Here is a 16,481-nt window from a genome sequence, read left to right as displayed (position 1 = left end):
AGTTGTCAAGGTGAGTGAAGAAGACCACTCCAAGGAGGGGTCGGTGCCGGGCCCGCGCAGTGCGTAGGCTCCCTACTTATGAGTAGCGCTTCTGACCCGTTGGCCGCCCTGGCCGGGCTGCCGGGTGTCGCCGATTCCGTCGATTCCGTACGCAAGGCCGTGGACCGCGTCTACGGGCACCGGGTGATGCGCCGCCGCAGCGGTGAGATCACTTCGGAGGCCGCCCTGCGCGGCGCCCGGGGCAGCGCCGCGCTGTCCGGCGCGGACTGGGCGCTGGAGGAGGTGCGGCGGCGTACCGACTTCGGCGCGGAGCCGGAGGCGCTGACCGTGGGCGCCGCGCTGCGGCTCACCGCGGAGGCGGGGCAGCTGCTGAGCATCTGGCGCCAGTCGCCGTTGCGGGTGCTGGCGCGCCTGCACCTGGTGGCGGTCGGGTCGACGGCCGAGGGGGACGTGGTGGGCCGCCCGCGCCTCGCGGGCGAGCCGGTGGCCGAGCCCCTGGTGGAGGCGCCGCTGCCGGGGGCCGACGAGGTCGCCGGCCGGCTGGCCGGCCTGTCCCGGATCATCATCGCGGGCGGTTCGGCCCCGGCTCTGGTCACGGCGGCGGTGGTGCACGGCGAGCTGCTGGCCCTGCGGCCGTTCGCCTCGTACAACGGGCTGGTCGCACGTGCGGCCGAGCGCATCGTCCTGATCAACAGCGGGCTGGACCCCAAGGCGATCTGCCCGGCCGAGGTCGGTCACGCCGAACAGGGCGCCGAGGCCTATCTGGCGGCCTTCGAGGGCTACCTCTCCGGAACCCCAGAGGGCGTGGCCGCGTGGATCGGCCACTGCGGCCGCGCGATCGAGCTCGGGGTGCGCGAGTCGACGGCGGTGTGCGAAGCCCTGCAGCGCGGCGCGGCCTGAGCCCTGGACAGGGTTCGGGGCCCGGACATGGGTTGCGGCGACACCGTACTGCTCTGGTGTCGCCGCTGGCATTCACGCCCAGGTACCAAGCGTCCTCGAAAGTTGCCCATCAGGTCGGGTACTTTGCCCGTCACCTGGTGCGGCTGGCCCGTAATCGACGGGTCGACGTCGCGTGGGTGCTCGGCGTTCATGCATCGGTCCGTGGGCCTTACTGCGTTTTAAAGATGATCCTCTCGGATGTTCTTTGGTCTCGCGGGCCGTTGCTTTATTTGTACTCCGCTTCGCTGCTGTGCGGAACCCCTGGCTCCACTTTTTACTTTCCGGGACGAGCGGGGGTGAACCGGACAGCTCGAATCGGTACAGGTCGGGCAATCACCCTGAGGTGGCGGCCGAGAGGGTGTGGGCCCGGCGCCGGCTCGCGTACCAGACCAGCCCGGCAGTGGCGGCGGCCGCGCCCACCGCGGCCGCGGCGATGAGCGCCGGGCGTGCGGGCATCGACAGTCCGGGGAGCCGCTGCTTCAGCCGCACTGGCCGGTTGAAGACCAGGACCGGCCACTCGCGGGCCGTCGCCTCCCGGCGCAGCGCGCGGTCCGGGTTGACGGCGTGCGGGTGCCCGACCGCCTCCAGCATCGGGATGTCGGTCGCCGAGTCGCTGTAGGCGTAGCACCGGGAGAGGTCGTAGCCCTCGGACTCGGCGAGCTCCCGTACGGCCTCCGCCTTGGTGGGTCCGTAGGCGTAGTAGTCGATTTCGCCGGTGAAGCAGCCGTCCTCGCCCACGACCATGCGCGTGGCGACGACCCGGTCCGCGCCGAGCATCTCTCCGATCGGCTCGACGACCTCCGCTCCGGAGGTGGAGACGATCACCACGTCACGGCCGGCCGTGTGGTGGGCCTCGATCAGGGAGGCGGCCTCGTCGTAGATGATCGGGTCGATGAGGTCGTGCAGGGTCTCCGCGACGATCTCCCGCACCTGCTGCACGTTCCACCCCTTGCAGAGGGCGGACAGGTACTCCCGCATCCGTTCCATCTGATCGTGGTCGGCGCCGCCGGCCAGGAAGATGAACTGGATGTATGCGGTGCGCAACACGGCCCGCCGGTTGATCAGGCCGCCTTGGTAGAAGGACTTGCTGAACGTCAAGGTGCTCGACTTCGCAATGACCGTCTTGTCCAGATCGAAGAAGGCAGCGGTGCGAGGCGAGGAGTGCGGCAAGGGCTGATTTTCCACGCCCCGAGCATATGCGCCCACCATTCGGCGTAAGGTGTGGCGCGTGGGTTTGCCTGAGAGGGCTCTCGGGTACACCATGGAAGTCACGGATCGTTCGCGACCGTGCTAACCCGGTCTGGCTCCTCCCCCCCCGAGTCGGACCGTGGGGACGACCCCCGCTCTCCCCCCCGGCGGGGGTCGTCGCATGTCCGGACGCGGTTCGCGTCCCCGGCTCCGGCCCCGATCGGTCATCTCCTCGGCCCTCCTCTTGTGCAGGGCCCGCCCGTCGCCGGCCCTCACCACGTCAGACGCGTAACGCTGCGTAGTCGTTCCCCTGCGCTCCGGAACTCACCTGTGAGGGTGACCGGGTTATTCACAATCGATGGGTTGTCCACAGTTATTGGGCAAGATCCACTTCTTTTTCCGGATCGCTGCACGGTGATTCCAGCCGCGAAGTCCGCGGCGCTGGGATTTGCAGTGAGAAGGGGGCGGAGATCGTGGCTCGATCGAAGTCGTGCGAAACACCGAAGTCCGTGATGACCGGAAGGGCGGCGGGGGTTGGGGCCGCCGCGGGAGCCCCGCCCGCAGGCGTGTCCGCCGGGGGCCGGCCGTTGATCGTCACCGAAGACCCCCTGCTGCTCGACGACTTGCTGCGGCTGTGCGCGGCCGCGGGGGCCGAGCCGCACGTGCTCCACGGGGCGCCGGGGCCCGGCGGTGCGGCCGTGGAAGCGGAGGCCGGACCGGCCGCAGGGCGGACCGATGTGGCGGTTATGTCAGCTGGCTTCAATAGGACGGGAGTTGGCTGGGATTCGGCCCCTCTCGTGCTGGTCGGGGACGATGCCGCACGGCGGGTGCGGGGTGCGCCGCGCAGGACCGGGGTCTTCCTGGTCGGACGGGACCTCGACGACCCCCTCGTGTGGCAGCGGGCGGTGGAGATCGGCGCCGAGGAGGTGTTGCGCCTCCCCGACGCCGAGGGACGGCTCGTGGACCGGATCGCCGACGTCGTCGAAGGGGCCGGACGGCCCGCCCTCGCCGTCGGGGTGATCGGAGGCAGCGGCGGGGCGGGCGCCTCCACCCTGGCCTGCGCCCTCGCGGTCCGGGCCGCCCGTGCAGGGGAGCGGACCATGCTCATCGACGGTGACCCCCTGGGCGGCGGTATGGACGTACTGCTCGGCGGTGAGGGTGCCGAAGGCCTGCGCTGGCCGGACTTCGCGGCCTCCCGGGGGCGGGTGGGCGCCGGAGCACTGGAGGAGTCCCTGCCCGAACTGCACGAGCTGCGGGTGCTCAGCTGGGACCGCGGGGACCGGGTGGTCGTGCCGCCCGCCGCCGTCCGCTCGGTGGTGGCCGCGGCGCGCCGCCGGGGCGGGGTCGTCGTGGTCGACCTCCCGCGCCGGGTGGACGAGGCCGTGGCCGAGGTGCTGGCCCAGCTCGACCTGGTGCTGATGGTGGTGCCGGGCGAGCTGCGGTCGGTGGCCGCGGCGGGCCGGGTGGCCGCCGGTGTGCGGATGGTGGCCCGGGACGTGCGGGTCGTCGTCCGGGGGCGCTGCCCGGGCGGTCTCGACCCGGAGGCCGTGGCCGGCCTCTTGGGGGCGCCGCTGGCCGGTGAGGTGCCCGTCGAGGTCGGCCTCCCGGGTCGGGTGGCCGAGGGGGAGCCGCCGGGGGCGCAGGCGCGCGGCTCTCTCGCCCGCTTCTGCGACGGCTTCTGGCAGCGGGCACTCGGTGCCGCTCAGGGGGTGCCGGCATGAGCGCGGTGCTGCTGGACGCGGTGCGCCGACGGCTCGCCGAGAGCGGGGCGGAACCGACCCCGGCGCGGGTGGCGGCGGCCCTGCGCGCACAGGGCAGGCTGCTGGGCGACGAGGAAGTGCTCGGCGCTGCCGCCGAGTTGCGTTCCGAACTGGTCGGCGCGGGTCCGCTGGAGCCGCTGCTCGCCGATCCGGAGGTGACCGACGTGCTGGTGGCCGCCCCGGACCGGGTGTGGGTGGATCGCGGTGGCGGGCTGGAACTGACGGGGGTGACCTTCGCCGACGCGGGGGCTGTGCGCAGGCTCGCCCAGCGGCTGGCCGCCGTCGCCGGTCGGCGCCTCGACGACGCCCGGCCCTGGGTGGACGCCCGGATGCCCGACGGAACCCGTTTGCACGCCGTGCTGCCACCGGTCTCCGTGGGTTCGGCCTGTCTCTCGCTGCGGGTCGTGCGGCCACGGGCGTTCACCCTGGACGAGCTCGTCGCGGCGGGCACGCTGCCACCCGGCGGGCAGGGGCTGCTGCGGGACATGGTCGGGGCCCGGTTGTCGTTCCTCGTCTCCGGCGGGACGGGGACCGGCAAGACCACGCTCCTGAGTGCCCTGTTGGGACTGGTGGGGCCCGGTGAGCGGATCGTCCTGGCCGAGGATTCCGCCGAGCTGCGTCCCGACCATCCCCACGTGGTGCGGCTGGAGACCCGGCCCGCCAATCAGGAGGGCGCGGGGCTGGTCACGCTGGCGGACCTGGTCCGGCAGGCGCTGCGGATGCGGCCCGACCGGCTGGTGGTGGGGGAGGTGCGGGGCGCCGAGGTGGCGGACCTGCTCGCCGCCCTGAACACCGGCCACGAGGGGGGTTGCGGCACGGTGCACGCCAATGCCGCCGCCCATGTACCGGCCCGGCTGGAGGCACTGGGGACGGCCGCAGGTCTCGACCGGGGCGCCCTGCACAGCCAGTTGGCCGCCGCGCTGACCCTGGTGCTGCACCTGGTGCGGGACCGGGCGGGGCGGCGCCGGGTGGCCGAGGTGCACGTCCTGGAGCGGGACCCCGCCGGACTGGTGGTGACCGTGCCCGCGCTGCGCTGGGCCGCCCGCGGTTTCGAACGGGAGCAGGGCTGGGAGCGTCTGCGCCCGCTGCTGCGAGGTGCCCGGTGAGCGCCGGGGCGGGGCTTCCGCTGCCGCTGTTCGCGGGGGTGCTGTGCGCGGGTGCGGCCGCCTGGGGGATCACCGGATGCGACCGGGGGTCCCGGCGGGCCCGGGCGGTGCTGGCCGCAGGGGGCAGGCCGCTCGCTTGCGGGCCGCCGCGCCGGGAGCTGCTGCTCGGCGCCGTATGGGTGCGGGCCGTGCGCCGGCGGGAGTGGGCCTGCCTCGCGGCCGGGCTGGTGATCGCGGTCCTGGGCGGGTCGGTGCTGCCGCTGCTGGCCGGAGCGGCCGCGGTACCCCTGGTACGGCGGTGGCTGGCGGTGCGGGCGCGTGAACGGGCCCGCAGCGAGCGGGCGGCCGAGGTGGTGGCCCTGTGCGGGGCGGCGGTGGGTGAGCTGCGGGCGGGGGCCCAGCCCGGGCAGGCGTTGATGGCGGCGCTGCGGCGGACGGCCGCGGGCCCCGGCGGGCCGGGTGCGGCGGAGGCGGGCGTACTGGCCGCCGCGGCGTTCGGCGGGGACGTACCCGGGGCGCTGCGCCAGGCGGCGCGGGAGCCCGGTGCCGAGGGGCTGGCCGGAATGGCCGCCTGCTGGCGGGTGTCGGTGGACGGCGGGGCCGGACTGGCCGCCGGGCTGGACCGGCTGGAGGGAGCCCTGCGGGCCGAGCGGGACCGGCAGGAGTCGCTGCGGGCCCAGTTGGCGGGGGCGCGGTCGACGGTGCTGGTGCTCGCCCTGCTGCCCCTGGTGGGTCTGTTGATCGGTACGGGGCTGGGGGCGGATCCGCTGAGGATCCTGCTGCACACCCCGATGGGGTGGGGCTGCCTGCTGGCGGGAGGGGTGCTGGAGGGGCTGGGGCTGCTGTGGTGCCGTCGGATCGTCGGGGCGGTGGAGCGGTGACGGCCGGCTTCTCCGTCCACAGGCTGGGGATCGTCCTGGGCGCGGCGGCCGTCCTGTGGATGGTGTCGGCGGTGGCGGGGCGGGTCAGGGCGCGCGCCGTCCGGCGCAGGACCGCGGCTCTGCTGGGGGCGCGACCGGGGGCGCGGCCCGGGGCGAAGGGGCCGGCGCTCGGCTCCGCGCTGCGGGGTACGGCGGCGTGGGCCTTCCCGGCCGGGGCGTTGCTGGCGGGCTGGCTGCTCGTCGGCGGGGTGGCCGGCGTGGCCGTCGGCTGCCTGGCGGCGGCCGGGGTGCGGCGTCTGTCGGCCCGGCAGCGGGCATCGGCCGCGGTGGATCCGCGGGAGACGGAGCGTCAACTGCCGTTCGCGGCCGATCTGCTGGCCGCCTGTCTGGCGGCCGGCGCCGGGCCGGTCGAGGCGGCGGAGGTGGTGGGTGAGTCGCTGGGCGGCCCGGTGGGCGAGCGGCTCGCGAGCGCCGGCGCGGAGCTGCGGCTCGGCGGCGAACCGGGTTCGGGGTGGGGGAGGCTGGCGGAGATACCGGGCGCCCGGGCGCTCGCCGAATGCCTGGAGCGGGCCGCCCGGACCGGGGCGCCCGCGGCGGAGCCGATGTCCCGGCTCGCCTCCGGCCTCCGGGAGGACCGGGCCCGCCGGGCCGGGGCCCGGGCCCAGCGGGCGGCGGTTCTGGTCACCGCACCGGTGGGGCTGTGTTTCCTCCCCGCATTTCTTTCGATCGGGGTCGCGCCGGTGGTGATCGGTATGGCCTCGGGACTTCTCTCCAACCCCTGAAGTCGCATTGACCACACATCAACAACGTAAATCCACGGGAGGTTGCCATGAGGATCATCTGGTTTCGTGTACGGACGGTGCTCTCCGGTCGCGGGAGCGACGCGGGGATGTCCACTTCGGAATACGCCATGGGCACGATCGCGGCGTGCGCATTCGCGGCCGTTCTCTACAAGGTGGTGACGAGTGACGTCGTCGCCACGGCGCTTCAGTCGACCATCGGGAAGGCACTCGATGTGCCGTTCTGAGAAGAGGCCCGGGCGGGGGACGGAAATGCGGGACCGGGGATATGTGACGGCGGAGGCCGCCCTGGTGATTCCGGCGCTGGTGCTCTTCGCGGCGTCACTGGTGTGGGCCCTGATGGCGGCGGCCGGACAGATCCGGTGTGTGGACGCCGCCCGGGCCGGTGCCCGGGCGGCGTCCAGGTCGGAGCCGGCGGAGGTGGCGGTGGCGGCGGCCCGCGAGGCCGCGCCCCCGGGGGCTCGGGTAGAGCTGGAGCGGGTGGGCGACCTCTGGCGGGTCCGGGTGGCGGCGCCCGCGCCCGGGCCGGCCGGGATCCCGCTGCGGCTGGGCGCGCAGGCGGTGGCCCTCGCCGAGGACAGCGTGGGGCCGCCGACGTGAGCCGGGACCGGGGCTCGGCCACGGTCTGGGCGGCGCTGGTGGCGACGGTGCTGGGCGCGGTGTTCGCCGGGGTGCTGCTGCTCGGGCAGGCCGTCGTGGCCCGGCACCGGGCGGCGGCGGCCGCGGACCTGGCGGCGCTCGCGGCGGCGGCCACCTGGGCGCACGGGCCGGACACCGCCTGCGCCACGGCCCTCCGGGTGGCCCGGGCACAGGGCGCGGAGCTCGCCGGGTGCCGCGTCGGCGGCGAGGTCGTCGACGTGGCCGCCCGGGTCGCGGCGGGCCCCTTCGCACCCGAGATCCGGGCCCGCGCCGGACCGCCCCGTGACCCGCCCGGCTAACCGCCGGCGGGGGCCCGCGCCGGACCGCCCCGTGACCCGCCCGGCTGAAGACCCCCCTGCGGTCGCCCGCGGGCCCTTCCGGGCGCGGCCCAGGGCCGTAGGGGCGCGGCCCGGCGGGTCAGGGGGTGGGGGTCGGGGGGTGCGGCGATTCGGAGAGGAGGCGGGTGAGCAGGCGGACGGCGCCGCGCTTGTGGAGGGGGTCGTTGCCGTTGCCGCACTTGGGGGACTGGATGCAGGAGGGGCATCCGGCCTCGCACTCGCAGGCGGCGATGGCGTCGCGGGTGGCCGTCAGCCAGGCGCGGGCCGTGTGGAAGGCCCGCTCCGCGAAGCCGGCGCCGCCGGGGTGGCCGTCGTAGACGAAGACCGTGGGGAGGAGGGTGTCGGGATGCAGCGGCACGGACACGCCGCCGATGTCCCAGCGGTCGCAGGTGGCGAACAGCGGCAGCATGCCGATGGAGGCGTGTTCCGCGGCGTGCAGGGCGCCCCCGAGGATCTCCGGGTTGATCCGGGCCTCGTCGAGCTGGTCCTCGGTCACCGTCCACCAGACGGCCCTGGTGCGCAGGGTGCGGGGCGGCAGGTCCAGCTTGGCCTCGCCGAGGACCTCGCCGGTGATCAGTTTGCGGCGCAGGTAGGAGACGACCTGGTTGGTCACCTCCACGGAGCCGAAGCAGAGCCGGGCCGAGCCCCACGGGATCTCGGTCTCGGTCTCCAGGACGGAGATGGAGGTGGTGTCGCGGGCCGTGGTGGAGAAGGGCGGGTCCGCCGCCTCCACGAGGGCCGCCGACCCCTCCAGGTCCAGGTGCCGCACCAGATACGTGCGGCCCTGGTGGAGGTGTACGGCGCCCTCGTGGACGGTGGTGTGGGCCGCCGACTCGTCGACCGTGCCCAGCAGCCGGCCGGTGGAGGCCTCGACGATCTGCACCGGGCGGCCGCCGCCGCCCCGGATGTCGGTGAGGTCCGAGGCCCGCTCGCGGCGCGTCCAGTGCCAGCCGGACGCCCGGCGGCGCAGCAGCTTGGCCGCTTCGAGCTGGGGGAGGAGTTCCGCGGTGGCCGGGCCGAAGAGATCCAGGTCGGACTCGGTCAGCGGGAGCTCCTCCGCCGCCGCGCAGAGGTGGGGGGCGAGGACGTACGGGTTGTCGGGGTCCAGGACGGTGGCCTCCACCGGTTGGCGGAACAGCGCCTCCGGATGGTGGACCAGGTAGGTGTCGAGCGGATCGTCCCGGGCGATCAGCACGGCCAGGGCGCCCTGGCCGGAGCGCCCGGCCCGGCCCGCCTGCTGCCACAGGGAGGCCCGCGTGCCCGGATAGCCGGTGATCAGTACGGCGTCCAGGCCGGAGACGTCCACGCCCAGCTCCAGGGCGGTCGTGGCGGCCAGTCCCAGCAGCTCGCCGGAGTGCAGGGCCCGCTCCAGGGCCCGGCGCTCCTCGGGCAGGTAGCCGCCGCGGTAGGCCGCGACCCGCCGGGGCAGGGAGCGGTCCACCTCCGCGAGGCGCTCCTGCGTGATCACGGAGATCAGCTCGGCGCCGCGCCGGGAGCGCACGAAGGCGACCGTACGGACGCCCTGGACCACCAGGTCGGTCAGCAGGTCGGCGGTCTCCGCGGTGGCCGTGCGGCGCACGGGAGCGCCCCTCTCGCCCCGCAGCTCGGTGAGGAGCGGGGGCTCCCAGAGGGCGAAGACCACTTCGCCGCGCGGTGAGGCGTCGTCGGTGATCTCGATCACGGGTAGGCCGGTCAGCCGGGAGGCGGCGGCCGCCGGGTCGCTGGCGGTGGCCGAGGCCAGCAGGAACACCGGATGCGAGCCGTAGCGGGCGCACAGCCGCCGCAGCCGGCGCAGGACCTGCGCCACGTGGGAGCCGAACACCCCGCGGTAGGTGTGGCACTCGTCGATCACCACGTAGCGCAGGGCGCGCAGGAAGGAGGACCAGCGCGGGTGGGCCGGGAGGATCCCGCGGTGCAGCATGTCGGGGTTGGTGAGGACGTGGTTCGCGTACTGGCGCACCCACTCGCGCTCCTCGACGGGGGTGTCCCCGTCGTAGACCGCGGGGCGGACGGCGTTGCCGAGCGGGGCGGCCAGGTCCCGTACGGCGCGCCGCTGGTCGGCCGCCAGGGCCTTGGTGGGGGCCAGGTACAGGGCGGTCGCACCCCTGCCGTTGGGCGCCCGTGCGCCGTCCGCGAGCGCCGAGAGCACGGGGGCGAGGTAGGCCAGGGACTTGCCCGAGGCGGTGCCGGTGGCCACGACCACGGACTCGCCGTCCAGGGCGTGCTCGGCGGCCGCGGCCTGGTGTTCCCACGGATGGTCGATCCCGGCGGCCCGGATCGCGGCTACTACATCCGTTCGGATGCGGTCGGGCCAGACTGCATGACGGCCCTCCCGAGGGGGCAAGTGCTCCGTATGGGTGATGCGCGCAGAGCGGAAAGGCCCCCGTGACAGGCGGTCCAGGACCGTGCCGGGGGTGGGTCGGGAGTCCGCGTCTGCCGTGGGCCGTCCGGGACCGTGAGTGTTGGCCATCGGAACCGAGTGTGTCACCGGCGTGCGGGACAATGGTCGGAAGGCGTCGTGCGCGCCTGCCGGTAAGTGATTGAATGCCATTGCGGCAGCCAATCCCTCACCTACCTTCGGGTGGGGAGGCCCCTGGGGGGCGCCGCTCGATAGCAAGGTGCTGGAGGATCCGTGGACCTGTCCCTGTCGACTCGCACTGTCGGCGACCGTACGGTCGTGGAGGTCGGTGGCGAGATTGATGTGTATACCGCGCCCAAGCTGCGCGAGCAGTTGGTCGAGTTGGTGAACGACGGCAGCTACCACCTGGTCGTCGACATGGAGCGAGTGGACTTCCTCGACTCCACCGGTCTTGGTGTGCTCGTGGGCGGCCTCAAGCGCGTCCGTGCGCACGAGGGTTCGCTCCGCCTGGTGTGCAACCAGGAGCGCATCCTGAAGATCTTCCGCATCACCGGTCTGACCAAGGTGTTCCCGATCCACACCACGGTGGACGACGCCGTCAACGCCACCGACTGACGGCTCCAGGCGGCCCCCGGCAGTCTCCGGGCAGCTGGGGGCCGGCAAGGAGAGCGGGGGTGCCGGGCCAGGGATGGTCCGGGCCCCTGTCAAGGCACGCCCGTAGTCCGAGGGGGACGCGCATGGCCACCGTTGAACTGCGCTTCAGCGCCCAGCCCGAACACGTCCGCACGGCCCGCCTGGTCGCGGCCGCCGTGGCGCGCCGGGCCGGTGTGGAGGAAGCCGTCCTCGACGAGGTCCGCCTCGCCGTCGGCGAGGCCTGTTCGCGTGCCGTCGGACTCCACCGGAGCAACGGGCTGACCGCGCCCGTCCGGGTGGTGCTGACCGAAGAGGACAAGACGTTCTCCATCGAGGTCGGCGACGAGGTCCCCGGCCCGGTCGGGAGCCCGGCCGAGACCGTGTCCGGGATCGCCGCCGTCCAGGAATCCGACGGGGACACCGAGGACGAGATGGGGCTCGCGGTGATCAGTGGGCTCGTCGACGACGTCGAGGTGACCAGTGGGGAATCGGGCGGGACCATCCGGATGAGCTGGCCCGTCTCGGGTTCCTCCGACCTTCCTTGAGGTCCACTGCGTGCCCCAGCGCTCCTATCTTCTGATCTTTATCAAGGCCCTGCTGAGCAGGGCCTTTTTCATTTCCCTAGATCAATGAGCATCCGTCAATGCCTTTGCCCCATTACTACTTTCGAGGGTAATGGAGTGACGCGATCTATTGCTGAGGAGCAGGAGCACGCCAATTGCGTTTCCTGCGCACTGTTTTGATCGGGGTGCGCTCCCTACAATCCGTCCACATCTTGAGCTCATCACGTCAAGGAGGACGAATGACGGGGCTCTTCACCCCTCTCGCGCCGGATAGCACCGCTGATCTGGCATCCGCAGTACTCACCGATGACAATCGGCTCATCGTGATGGTCATTGCGGCCGTGGCACTCGCCGCCCTCGTCGTCGCGCAGTTCCTGGTCCGCCAGGTCCTCGCCGCCGACGAGGGAACCGACAGCATGAAGAAGATCGCCGCGGCCGTCCAGGAAGGCGCCAACGCCTACCTCGGCCGCCAGCTGCGCACCCTCGGCATCTTCGCCGTCGTGGTCTTCTTCCTGCTCTTCCTGCTCCCCGCCGACGACTGGAACCAGCGGGCGGGACGCTCCGCCTTCTTCCTCGTCGGCGCCATCTTCTCCGCGGCCACCGGCTACATCGGCATGCGCCTCGCGGTCCGTGCCAACGTGCGCGTCGCCGCCGCCGCGCGCCGGGCCACCCCCGCCGAGGGGGAGCCCGCCAAGGACCTGACCGAGGTCTCCCACCAGGCGATGAAGATCGCCTTCCGCACGGGTGGCGTGGTCGGCATGTTCACCGTCGGCCTCGGCCTCTTCGGCGCCTCCTGCGTCGTCCTGGTCTACGCCGCGGACGCCCCCAAGGTCCTGGAGGGCTTCGGTCTGGGAGCCGCCCTGATCGCGATGTTCATGCGCGTGGGCGGCGGGATCTTCACCAAGGCCGCCGACGTCGGCGCCGACCTGGTCGGCAAGGTCGAACAGGGCATTCCGGAGGACGACCCGCGCAATGCCGCGACCATCGCCGACAACGTGGGCGACAACGTCGGAGACTGCGCCGGAATGGCGGCCGACCTCTTCGAGTCCTACGCCGTCACCCTCGTGGCCGCGCTCATCCTCGGCAAGGCGGCCTTCGGCGACCTGGGCCTCGCCTTCCCGCTGATCGTCCCCGCCATCGGCGTCGTCACCGCGATGATCGGCATCTTCGCCGTCTCCCCGCGCCGCAGCGACCGCAGCGGCATGACCGCCATCAACCGCGGCTTCTTCATCTCGGCCGTGATCTCCCTGGTGCTGGTCGGCATCGCCGTCTACGCCTACCTGCCCTCCAGCTACGCGGACCTCGTCGGCGTCGAGAACGCGGCGATCGCCAACCACTCCGGTGACCCGCGCGTCCTGGCCGTCGTCGCCGTCGCCATCGGCATCGTGCTGGCGGCCCTGATCCAGCAGCTGACCGGCTACTTCACCGAGACCAACCGCCGTCCCGTCCGGGACATCGGCAAGTCCTCCCTCACCGGAGCCGCCACCGTCGTCCTCGCCGGCATCTCCGTCGGCCTGGAGTCCGCCGTCTACACGGCGCTGCTCATCGGCCTGGGCGTCTACGGGGCGTTCCTGCTCGGCGGTACGTCCATCCTGCTCGCGCTCTTCGCGGTGGCCCTGGCCGGCACCGGCCTGCTCACCACCGTCGGCGTCATCGTCGCCATGGACACCTTCGGGCCCGTCTCCGACAACGCCCAGGGCATCGCCGAGATGTCCGGCGACGTCGAGGGCGCCGGCGCGCAGGTCCTGACCGACCTGGACGCCGTCGGCAACACCACCAAGGCCATCACCAAGGGCATCGCCATCGCCACGGCCGTGCTCGCCGCCGCCGCGCTCTTCGGCTCGTACAACGACGCGATCGCCACCGCGGTCAAGGAAGTCGGGGCGAAGGCCGGGGAGATGAACCTCAGCCTGGACATCGCACAGCCCAACAACCTCGTCGGGCTGATCCTGGGCGCGGCGGTGGTCTTCCTGTTCTCCGGCCTCGCCATCAACGCGGTCTCCCGCTCCGCGGGCTCGGTGGTCTACGAGGTGCGCCGCCAGTTCCGCGAGCACCCCGGGATCATGGACTACAGCGAGAAGCCCGAGTACGGGCGCGTCGTCGACATCTGCACCAAGGACGCGCTGCGCGAGCTCGCCACGCCCGGCCTGCTCGCCGTCCTGACGCCCATCGCGGTGGGCTTCTGCCTCGGCGTCGGCGCGCTCGGGTCGTTCCTCGCCGGTGCCATCGGCACGGGCACGCTGATGGCGGTCTTCCTCGCCAACTCCGGCGGCGCGTGGGACAACGCGAAGAAGCTGGTCGAGGACGGCCACCACGGCGGCAAGGGCAGCGAGGCCCACGCGGCGGTCGTCATCGGCGACACCGTCGGCGACCCGTTCAAGGACACCGCCGGTCCCGCGATCAACCCGCTGCTCAAGGTCATGAACCTGGTGGCGCTGCTGATCGCCCCCGCCGTCGTGCAGTTCAGCTACGGCCCGGACACCAGCCCGACCGTACGGGCGATCGTCGCGGTCATCGCGATCGGCGTCATCATCGGCGCCGTGTACGTCTCCAAGCGCCGCGGCATCGCCGTGGGCGACGAGAACGACGGGACGGCCGAGCGGGTGGCCCAGTCGGCCGACCCGGCGACGGTCTCCTGACCGAGGCCCCGGCAGCAGGAAGGGCCGGGGCCGGGCAGGGCCGGCCGTGCGCCCGAAAGGCGGACAGGCGGCGCGGACCTACGCGTCGTCTGTCCGCCTTTGTGCGTCCCCGGATGGCAGGCGTGTATCTTCCGGGCCGAGAGCCTTCGAAGGGACCAATCCGGTGAACAAGAAGCTTGCGGCCGCGCTGTCGGGCAGTGCGGTGCTGATGCTCGTCCTGTCCGGCTGCGGCGGGGACGACGGAGACGAGAAGGCCAACGCCTGGGCCAAGAAGGTCTGTGACCAGTGGCAGCCCGAACTCAAGAAGATCGAGACCGCCAACGCCGACATCAAGCGCGTGGCGACCGAGAGCAGCAAGCCCGACGAGGTCAAGCAGACGGACTCGGCGGCGTTCGCGACCATGTCCGAGTCGTACAAGACCATGGGCAACGCCCTGCAGCAGGCCGGGGTGCCACCGGTCAAGAACGGCTCCACGACCCAGGAGTCGGCCGTCAAGGGCTTCGAGGCGACCTCCAAGGGGTACGCCGACCTGAAGGCCAAGATGGACGCCCTCGACCCCGCGGACCAGACGAAGTTCGCCGACGGCCTCAAGGAGGTCGCCGGCGGCCTTCAGGAGGCGACGAAGGGCGGTCAGGACGCGCTCGCCACGCTCAACGCGGGCGGTCTGGACAAGGCCATCAACAACCAGAAGGGCTGCCAGGTCGCGACGACCTCGGCGTCGCCCAAATAACCCGGCGCCCGGGCATCCCGGTCCGGTGCGGGGCAGCAGTGCCCCGCGGGTCCGGCGGCGCGCCGTACGAAGTCCCGGGCGGCCGGGCCCCCGACAGGGGGCCGCGGCCGCCCCTTCGTCCATCCGGGCCCGCGGTGACCGGCGGGACGGGCCGCAGCGGACACAATGGACGGGTGAGTACCCCCAGCCTCCCCACCCCCGACCATGCCGCCGAGCTCCGCGGCGCGATGCTGGCCGCCGGCTTCACCGCCGACGGGCTGCTCGACCTGCTCGGCGCCCCCGCCTACGCCGCACTGGCCCGCAGCGAGACGGTCCCTGCCCTGCGCGCCACCCGGGGCGGCGGTGACGGCCCGCTCGCGACCCTCGTCCGGCTGTTCCTGCTCCAGCAGCCCGTGCCGTACGTGCACGCCGCGTCGGCGATTCCGGTCGAGGCCGCCGTGGCCGACGGCTGGCTGCGGCGCGAGGGCGACGAGGTGCACGCCACCGTCGACGTGCGCCCGTACGGCGGTCCGGACGGAGAGGACTGGTTCATCGTCTCGGACCTCGGCTGCGCCGTGGGCGGGGCCGGCGGGATCGGCAGCCGGGAGGAGGGCGTCGTCCTCGGCGTCGGCGGCGCCTCCACCACGCTGGCCGGGATCACCGTGCGCACCCCGGTCGGCTCCGCCCTCGACGTCGGCACCGGATCGGGCATCCAGGCGCTGCACGCCACCCGGCACGCGACGCGGGTCACCGCGACCGACGTCAACCCCAGGGCCCTCGGATTCACCCGTTTGACGCTGGCGCTCTCCGGGGCGCCGGAGGCCGAGCTGCTCACCGGCTCGCTCTTCGAGCCGGTCGGCGGGGCGACGTACGACCTGATCGTGTCGAACCCGCCGTTCGTGATCTCCCCCGGAGCCCGGCTGACGTACCGCGACGGCGGGATGGGCGGCGACGACCTGTGCCGGACCCTGGTCCAGGAGGCGGGGGCGCGACTCAACCCCGGTGGGTACGCGCAGTTCCTCGGCAACTGGCAGCACGTCGAGGGCGAGGACTGGCACGACCGGCTCCGCTCCTGGGTGCCGCGCGGCTGCGACGCCTGGATCGTCCAGCGCGACGTGCAGGACGTCACGCAGTACGCGGAGCTGTGGCTGCGTGACGCGGGCGACCACCGCACCGACCCCGCCGAGTACGCCCGGCGCTACGAGGACTGGCTGGACGAGTTCGAGGCCCGCAAGACCAAGAGCATCGGCTTCGGATGGATCACCTTGCGCCGGTCGGACGCGGCCGAGCCCTCGATCGTGATCGAGGAGTGGCCGCACACGGTCGAGCAGCCGCTCGGCGAGGCCGTGCTCGCCCACTTCGCCCGTCAGGACTACCTGCGCGAGCACGACGACGCGGCCCTGCTGGAGGCGCATTTCACGCTGGTGGAGGAAGTGGTCCAGGAACAGGTCGGCCCGCCCGGCGCCGAGGACCCGGAGCACGTCGTGCTCCGGCAGAACCGGGGCATGCGGCGCGCCACGAAGGTCGACACGGTCGGCGCGGGCTTCGCGGGAGTGTGTGACGGCTCACTGAGCGCCGGGCGGATCCTGGACGCCATCGCGCAGCTGATGCAGGAGGACCCCGTCGTGCTGCGGGACCGGACTCCGGAGGCCATCCGGCTGCTGGTCGAGCAGGGCTTCCTGGAGCCCGTGGCGCGCCCCGGGCAGTAGGCGGCACCGTGGGGTGACCCGGGGTTCGCCCGGCGTGTCCCCGGGGCCGGCAGCGTGCGGTACAGCGGGGGTCCGGGGGATTCCGAGAGCGGTCCGGGGGTGCGGGGGCACGGCGCGGAGCGCGGTCCGGTGATCTTCGCCGGGGCCGTGTTCCCGCTGTTCGGAGCCGCTCCGCAGGCCTGGACGGGAGCGCGCGCCGGCCGCCGTGCGCCGGTGCC

At 73.3% G+C, this 16,481-nt stretch carries 15 protein-coding genes; 13 read left to right on the top strand and 2 right to left on the bottom strand.

The features are described 5' to 3' along the window. Positions 1-78 precede the first annotated feature (78 nt). Complete coding sequence (locus tag IH80_RS0104180) at positions 79-900, top strand: hypothetical protein (RefSeq protein WP_030957782.1); 822 nt, start codon at positions 79-81, stop codon at positions 898-900. A gap of 372 nt (positions 901-1,272) precedes the next feature. Here the strand turns inward: IH80_RS0104180 and IH80_RS0104175 are convergent, their stop codons facing one another. Next, on the bottom strand, positions 1,273-2,148 hold the full coding sequence (locus tag IH80_RS0104175) for an HAD family hydrolase (protein WP_051808776.1): 876 nt from the start codon (positions 2,146-2,148) through the stop codon (positions 1,273-1,275). A gap of 491 nt (positions 2,149-2,639) precedes the next feature. On the opposite strand from IH80_RS0104175, the gene ssd reads away from it, so the two are divergent. Genes ssd through IH80_RS0104140 form a run of 7 tightly spaced genes read left to right on the top strand, consistent with a single transcriptional unit; the run spans position 2,640 to position 7,612 of the window. Continuing rightward, positions 2,640-3,848, top strand: coding sequence for a septum site-determining protein Ssd (ssd, locus tag IH80_RS0104170; protein ID WP_051808774.1), 1,209 nt, complete (start codon positions 2,640-2,642; stop codon positions 3,846-3,848). Further along, positions 3,845-4,993: a TadA family conjugal transfer-associated ATPase gene (locus IH80_RS0104165; protein WP_030957777.1), complete on the top strand. Its 1,149-nt coding sequence runs from the start codon at positions 3,845-3,847 to the stop codon at positions 4,991-4,993. Before ssd ends, IH80_RS0104165 begins: the two co-directional genes overlap by 4 nt. Then, a complete protein-coding gene (locus IH80_RS0104160) occupies positions 4,990-5,874 on the top strand; it encodes a type II secretion system F family protein (RefSeq protein WP_234432116.1) in 885 nt (294 codons plus the stop codon). Before IH80_RS0104165 ends, IH80_RS0104160 begins: the two co-directional genes overlap by 4 nt. Further along, positions 5,871-6,656, top strand: coding sequence for a type II secretion system F family protein (locus IH80_RS0104155; RefSeq protein ID WP_030957774.1), 786 nt, complete (start codon positions 5,871-5,873; stop codon positions 6,654-6,656). The genes IH80_RS0104160 and IH80_RS0104155 overlap by 4 nt, the downstream gene beginning before the upstream one ends. 47 nt (positions 6,657-6,703) lie before the next feature. Continuing rightward, positions 6,704-6,901: a DUF4244 domain-containing protein gene (locus IH80_RS0104150; protein WP_030957773.1), complete on the top strand. Its 198-nt coding sequence runs from the start codon at positions 6,704-6,706 to the stop codon at positions 6,899-6,901. Positions 6,902-6,926: 25 nt separating this feature from the next. Beyond that, on the top strand, positions 6,927-7,274 hold the full coding sequence (locus IH80_RS0104145; protein ID WP_324609385.1) for a TadE family type IV pilus minor pilin: 348 nt from the start codon (positions 6,927-6,929) through the stop codon (positions 7,272-7,274). After that, entirely contained in the window at positions 7,271-7,612 is a 342-nt protein-coding gene (locus IH80_RS0104140) for an Rv3654c family TadE-like protein (protein ID WP_030957769.1), read from the top strand. The genes IH80_RS0104145 and IH80_RS0104140 overlap by 4 nt, the downstream gene beginning before the upstream one ends. 118 nt (positions 7,613-7,730) lie before the next feature. On the opposite strand, the gene IH80_RS0104135 is transcribed toward IH80_RS0104140, so the two are convergent. Then, the gene (locus IH80_RS0104135) at positions 7,731-10,202 is read right to left on the bottom strand and encodes a DEAD/DEAH box helicase (protein WP_030957767.1); all 2,472 of its coding nucleotides are present in this window, start codon (positions 10,200-10,202) and stop codon (positions 7,731-7,733) included. A gap of 81 nt (positions 10,203-10,283) precedes the next feature. Here IH80_RS0104135 and bldG point away from each other — a divergent pair, with 81 nt between their 5' ends. The 5 genes from bldG (at position 10,284) to IH80_RS0104110 (ending at position 16,263) form a co-directional block, all read left to right on the top strand. Next, complete coding sequence (bldG, locus tag IH80_RS0104130; protein WP_030028781.1) at positions 10,284-10,625, top strand: anti-sigma factor antagonist BldG; 342 nt, start codon at positions 10,284-10,286, stop codon at positions 10,623-10,625. A gap of 122 nt (positions 10,626-10,747) precedes the next feature. Beyond that, positions 10,748-11,188 carry an ATP-binding protein gene (locus IH80_RS0104125; protein ID WP_030957766.1) on the top strand — a complete coding sequence of 147 codons (441 nt, stop codon included), beginning with the start codon at positions 10,748-10,750 and terminating at the stop codon, positions 11,186-11,188. Positions 11,189-11,445: 257 nt separating this feature from the next. Continuing rightward, positions 11,446-13,845 (top strand): sodium-translocating pyrophosphatase, encoded by a 2,400-nt coding sequence (locus IH80_RS0104120; RefSeq protein ID WP_030957765.1) that lies wholly within the window; start codon positions 11,446-11,448, stop codon positions 13,843-13,845. Positions 13,846-14,008: 163 nt separating this feature from the next. Continuing rightward, positions 14,009-14,575, top strand: a complete 567-nt coding sequence (locus tag IH80_RS0104115; protein WP_030957763.1) for a hypothetical protein — start codon at positions 14,009-14,011, stop codon at positions 14,573-14,575. A 173-nt stretch (positions 14,576-14,748) separates the two neighbouring features. Beyond that, a complete protein-coding gene (locus tag IH80_RS0104110; protein ID WP_030957761.1) occupies positions 14,749-16,263 on the top strand; it encodes a DUF7059 domain-containing protein in 1,515 nt (504 codons plus the stop codon). Positions 16,264-16,481 lie beyond the last annotated feature (218 nt).

The sequence above is a fragment of the Streptomyces sp. NRRL S-378 genome (assembly GCF_000720645.1).
In the GTDB taxonomy this organism is placed as follows: domain Bacteria; phylum Actinomycetota; class Actinomycetes; order Streptomycetales; family Streptomycetaceae; genus Streptomyces.
This window is presented reverse-complemented; position numbering and strand designations above follow the sequence as displayed.

Bases quoted from the DNA above. Each gene is read 5' to 3' on its own strand.
- IH80_RS0104165 (WP_030957777.1), top strand. From the start codon at position 3,845: ATGAGCGCGGTGCTGCTGGACGCGGTGCGCCGACGGCTCGCCGAGAGC.
- IH80_RS0104145 (WP_324609385.1), top strand. From the start codon at position 6,927: ATGCGGGACCGGGGATATGTGACGGCGGAGGCCGCCCTGGTGATTCCG.
- IH80_RS0104180 (WP_030957782.1), top strand. From the start codon at position 79: ATGAGTAGCGCTTCTGACCCGTTGGCCGCCCTGGCCGGGCTGCCGGGT.
- IH80_RS0104150 (WP_030957773.1), top strand. From the start codon at position 6,704: ATGAGGATCATCTGGTTTCGTGTACGGACGGTGCTCTCCGGTCGCGGG.
- IH80_RS0104175 (WP_051808776.1), bottom strand. From the start codon at position 2,148: ATGGTGGGCGCATATGCTCGGGGCGTGGAAAATCAGCCCTTGCCGCAC.
- IH80_RS0104120 (WP_030957765.1), top strand. From the start codon at position 11,446: ATGACGGGGCTCTTCACCCCTCTCGCGCCGGATAGCACCGCTGATCTG.
- ssd (WP_051808774.1), top strand. From the start codon at position 2,640: ATGACCGGAAGGGCGGCGGGGGTTGGGGCCGCCGCGGGAGCCCCGCCC.
- IH80_RS0104135 (WP_030957767.1), bottom strand. From the start codon at position 10,202: ATGGCATTCAATCACTTACCGGCAGGCGCGCACGACGCCTTCCGACCA.
- IH80_RS0104125 (WP_030957766.1), top strand. From the start codon at position 10,748: ATGGCCACCGTTGAACTGCGCTTCAGCGCCCAGCCCGAACACGTCCGC.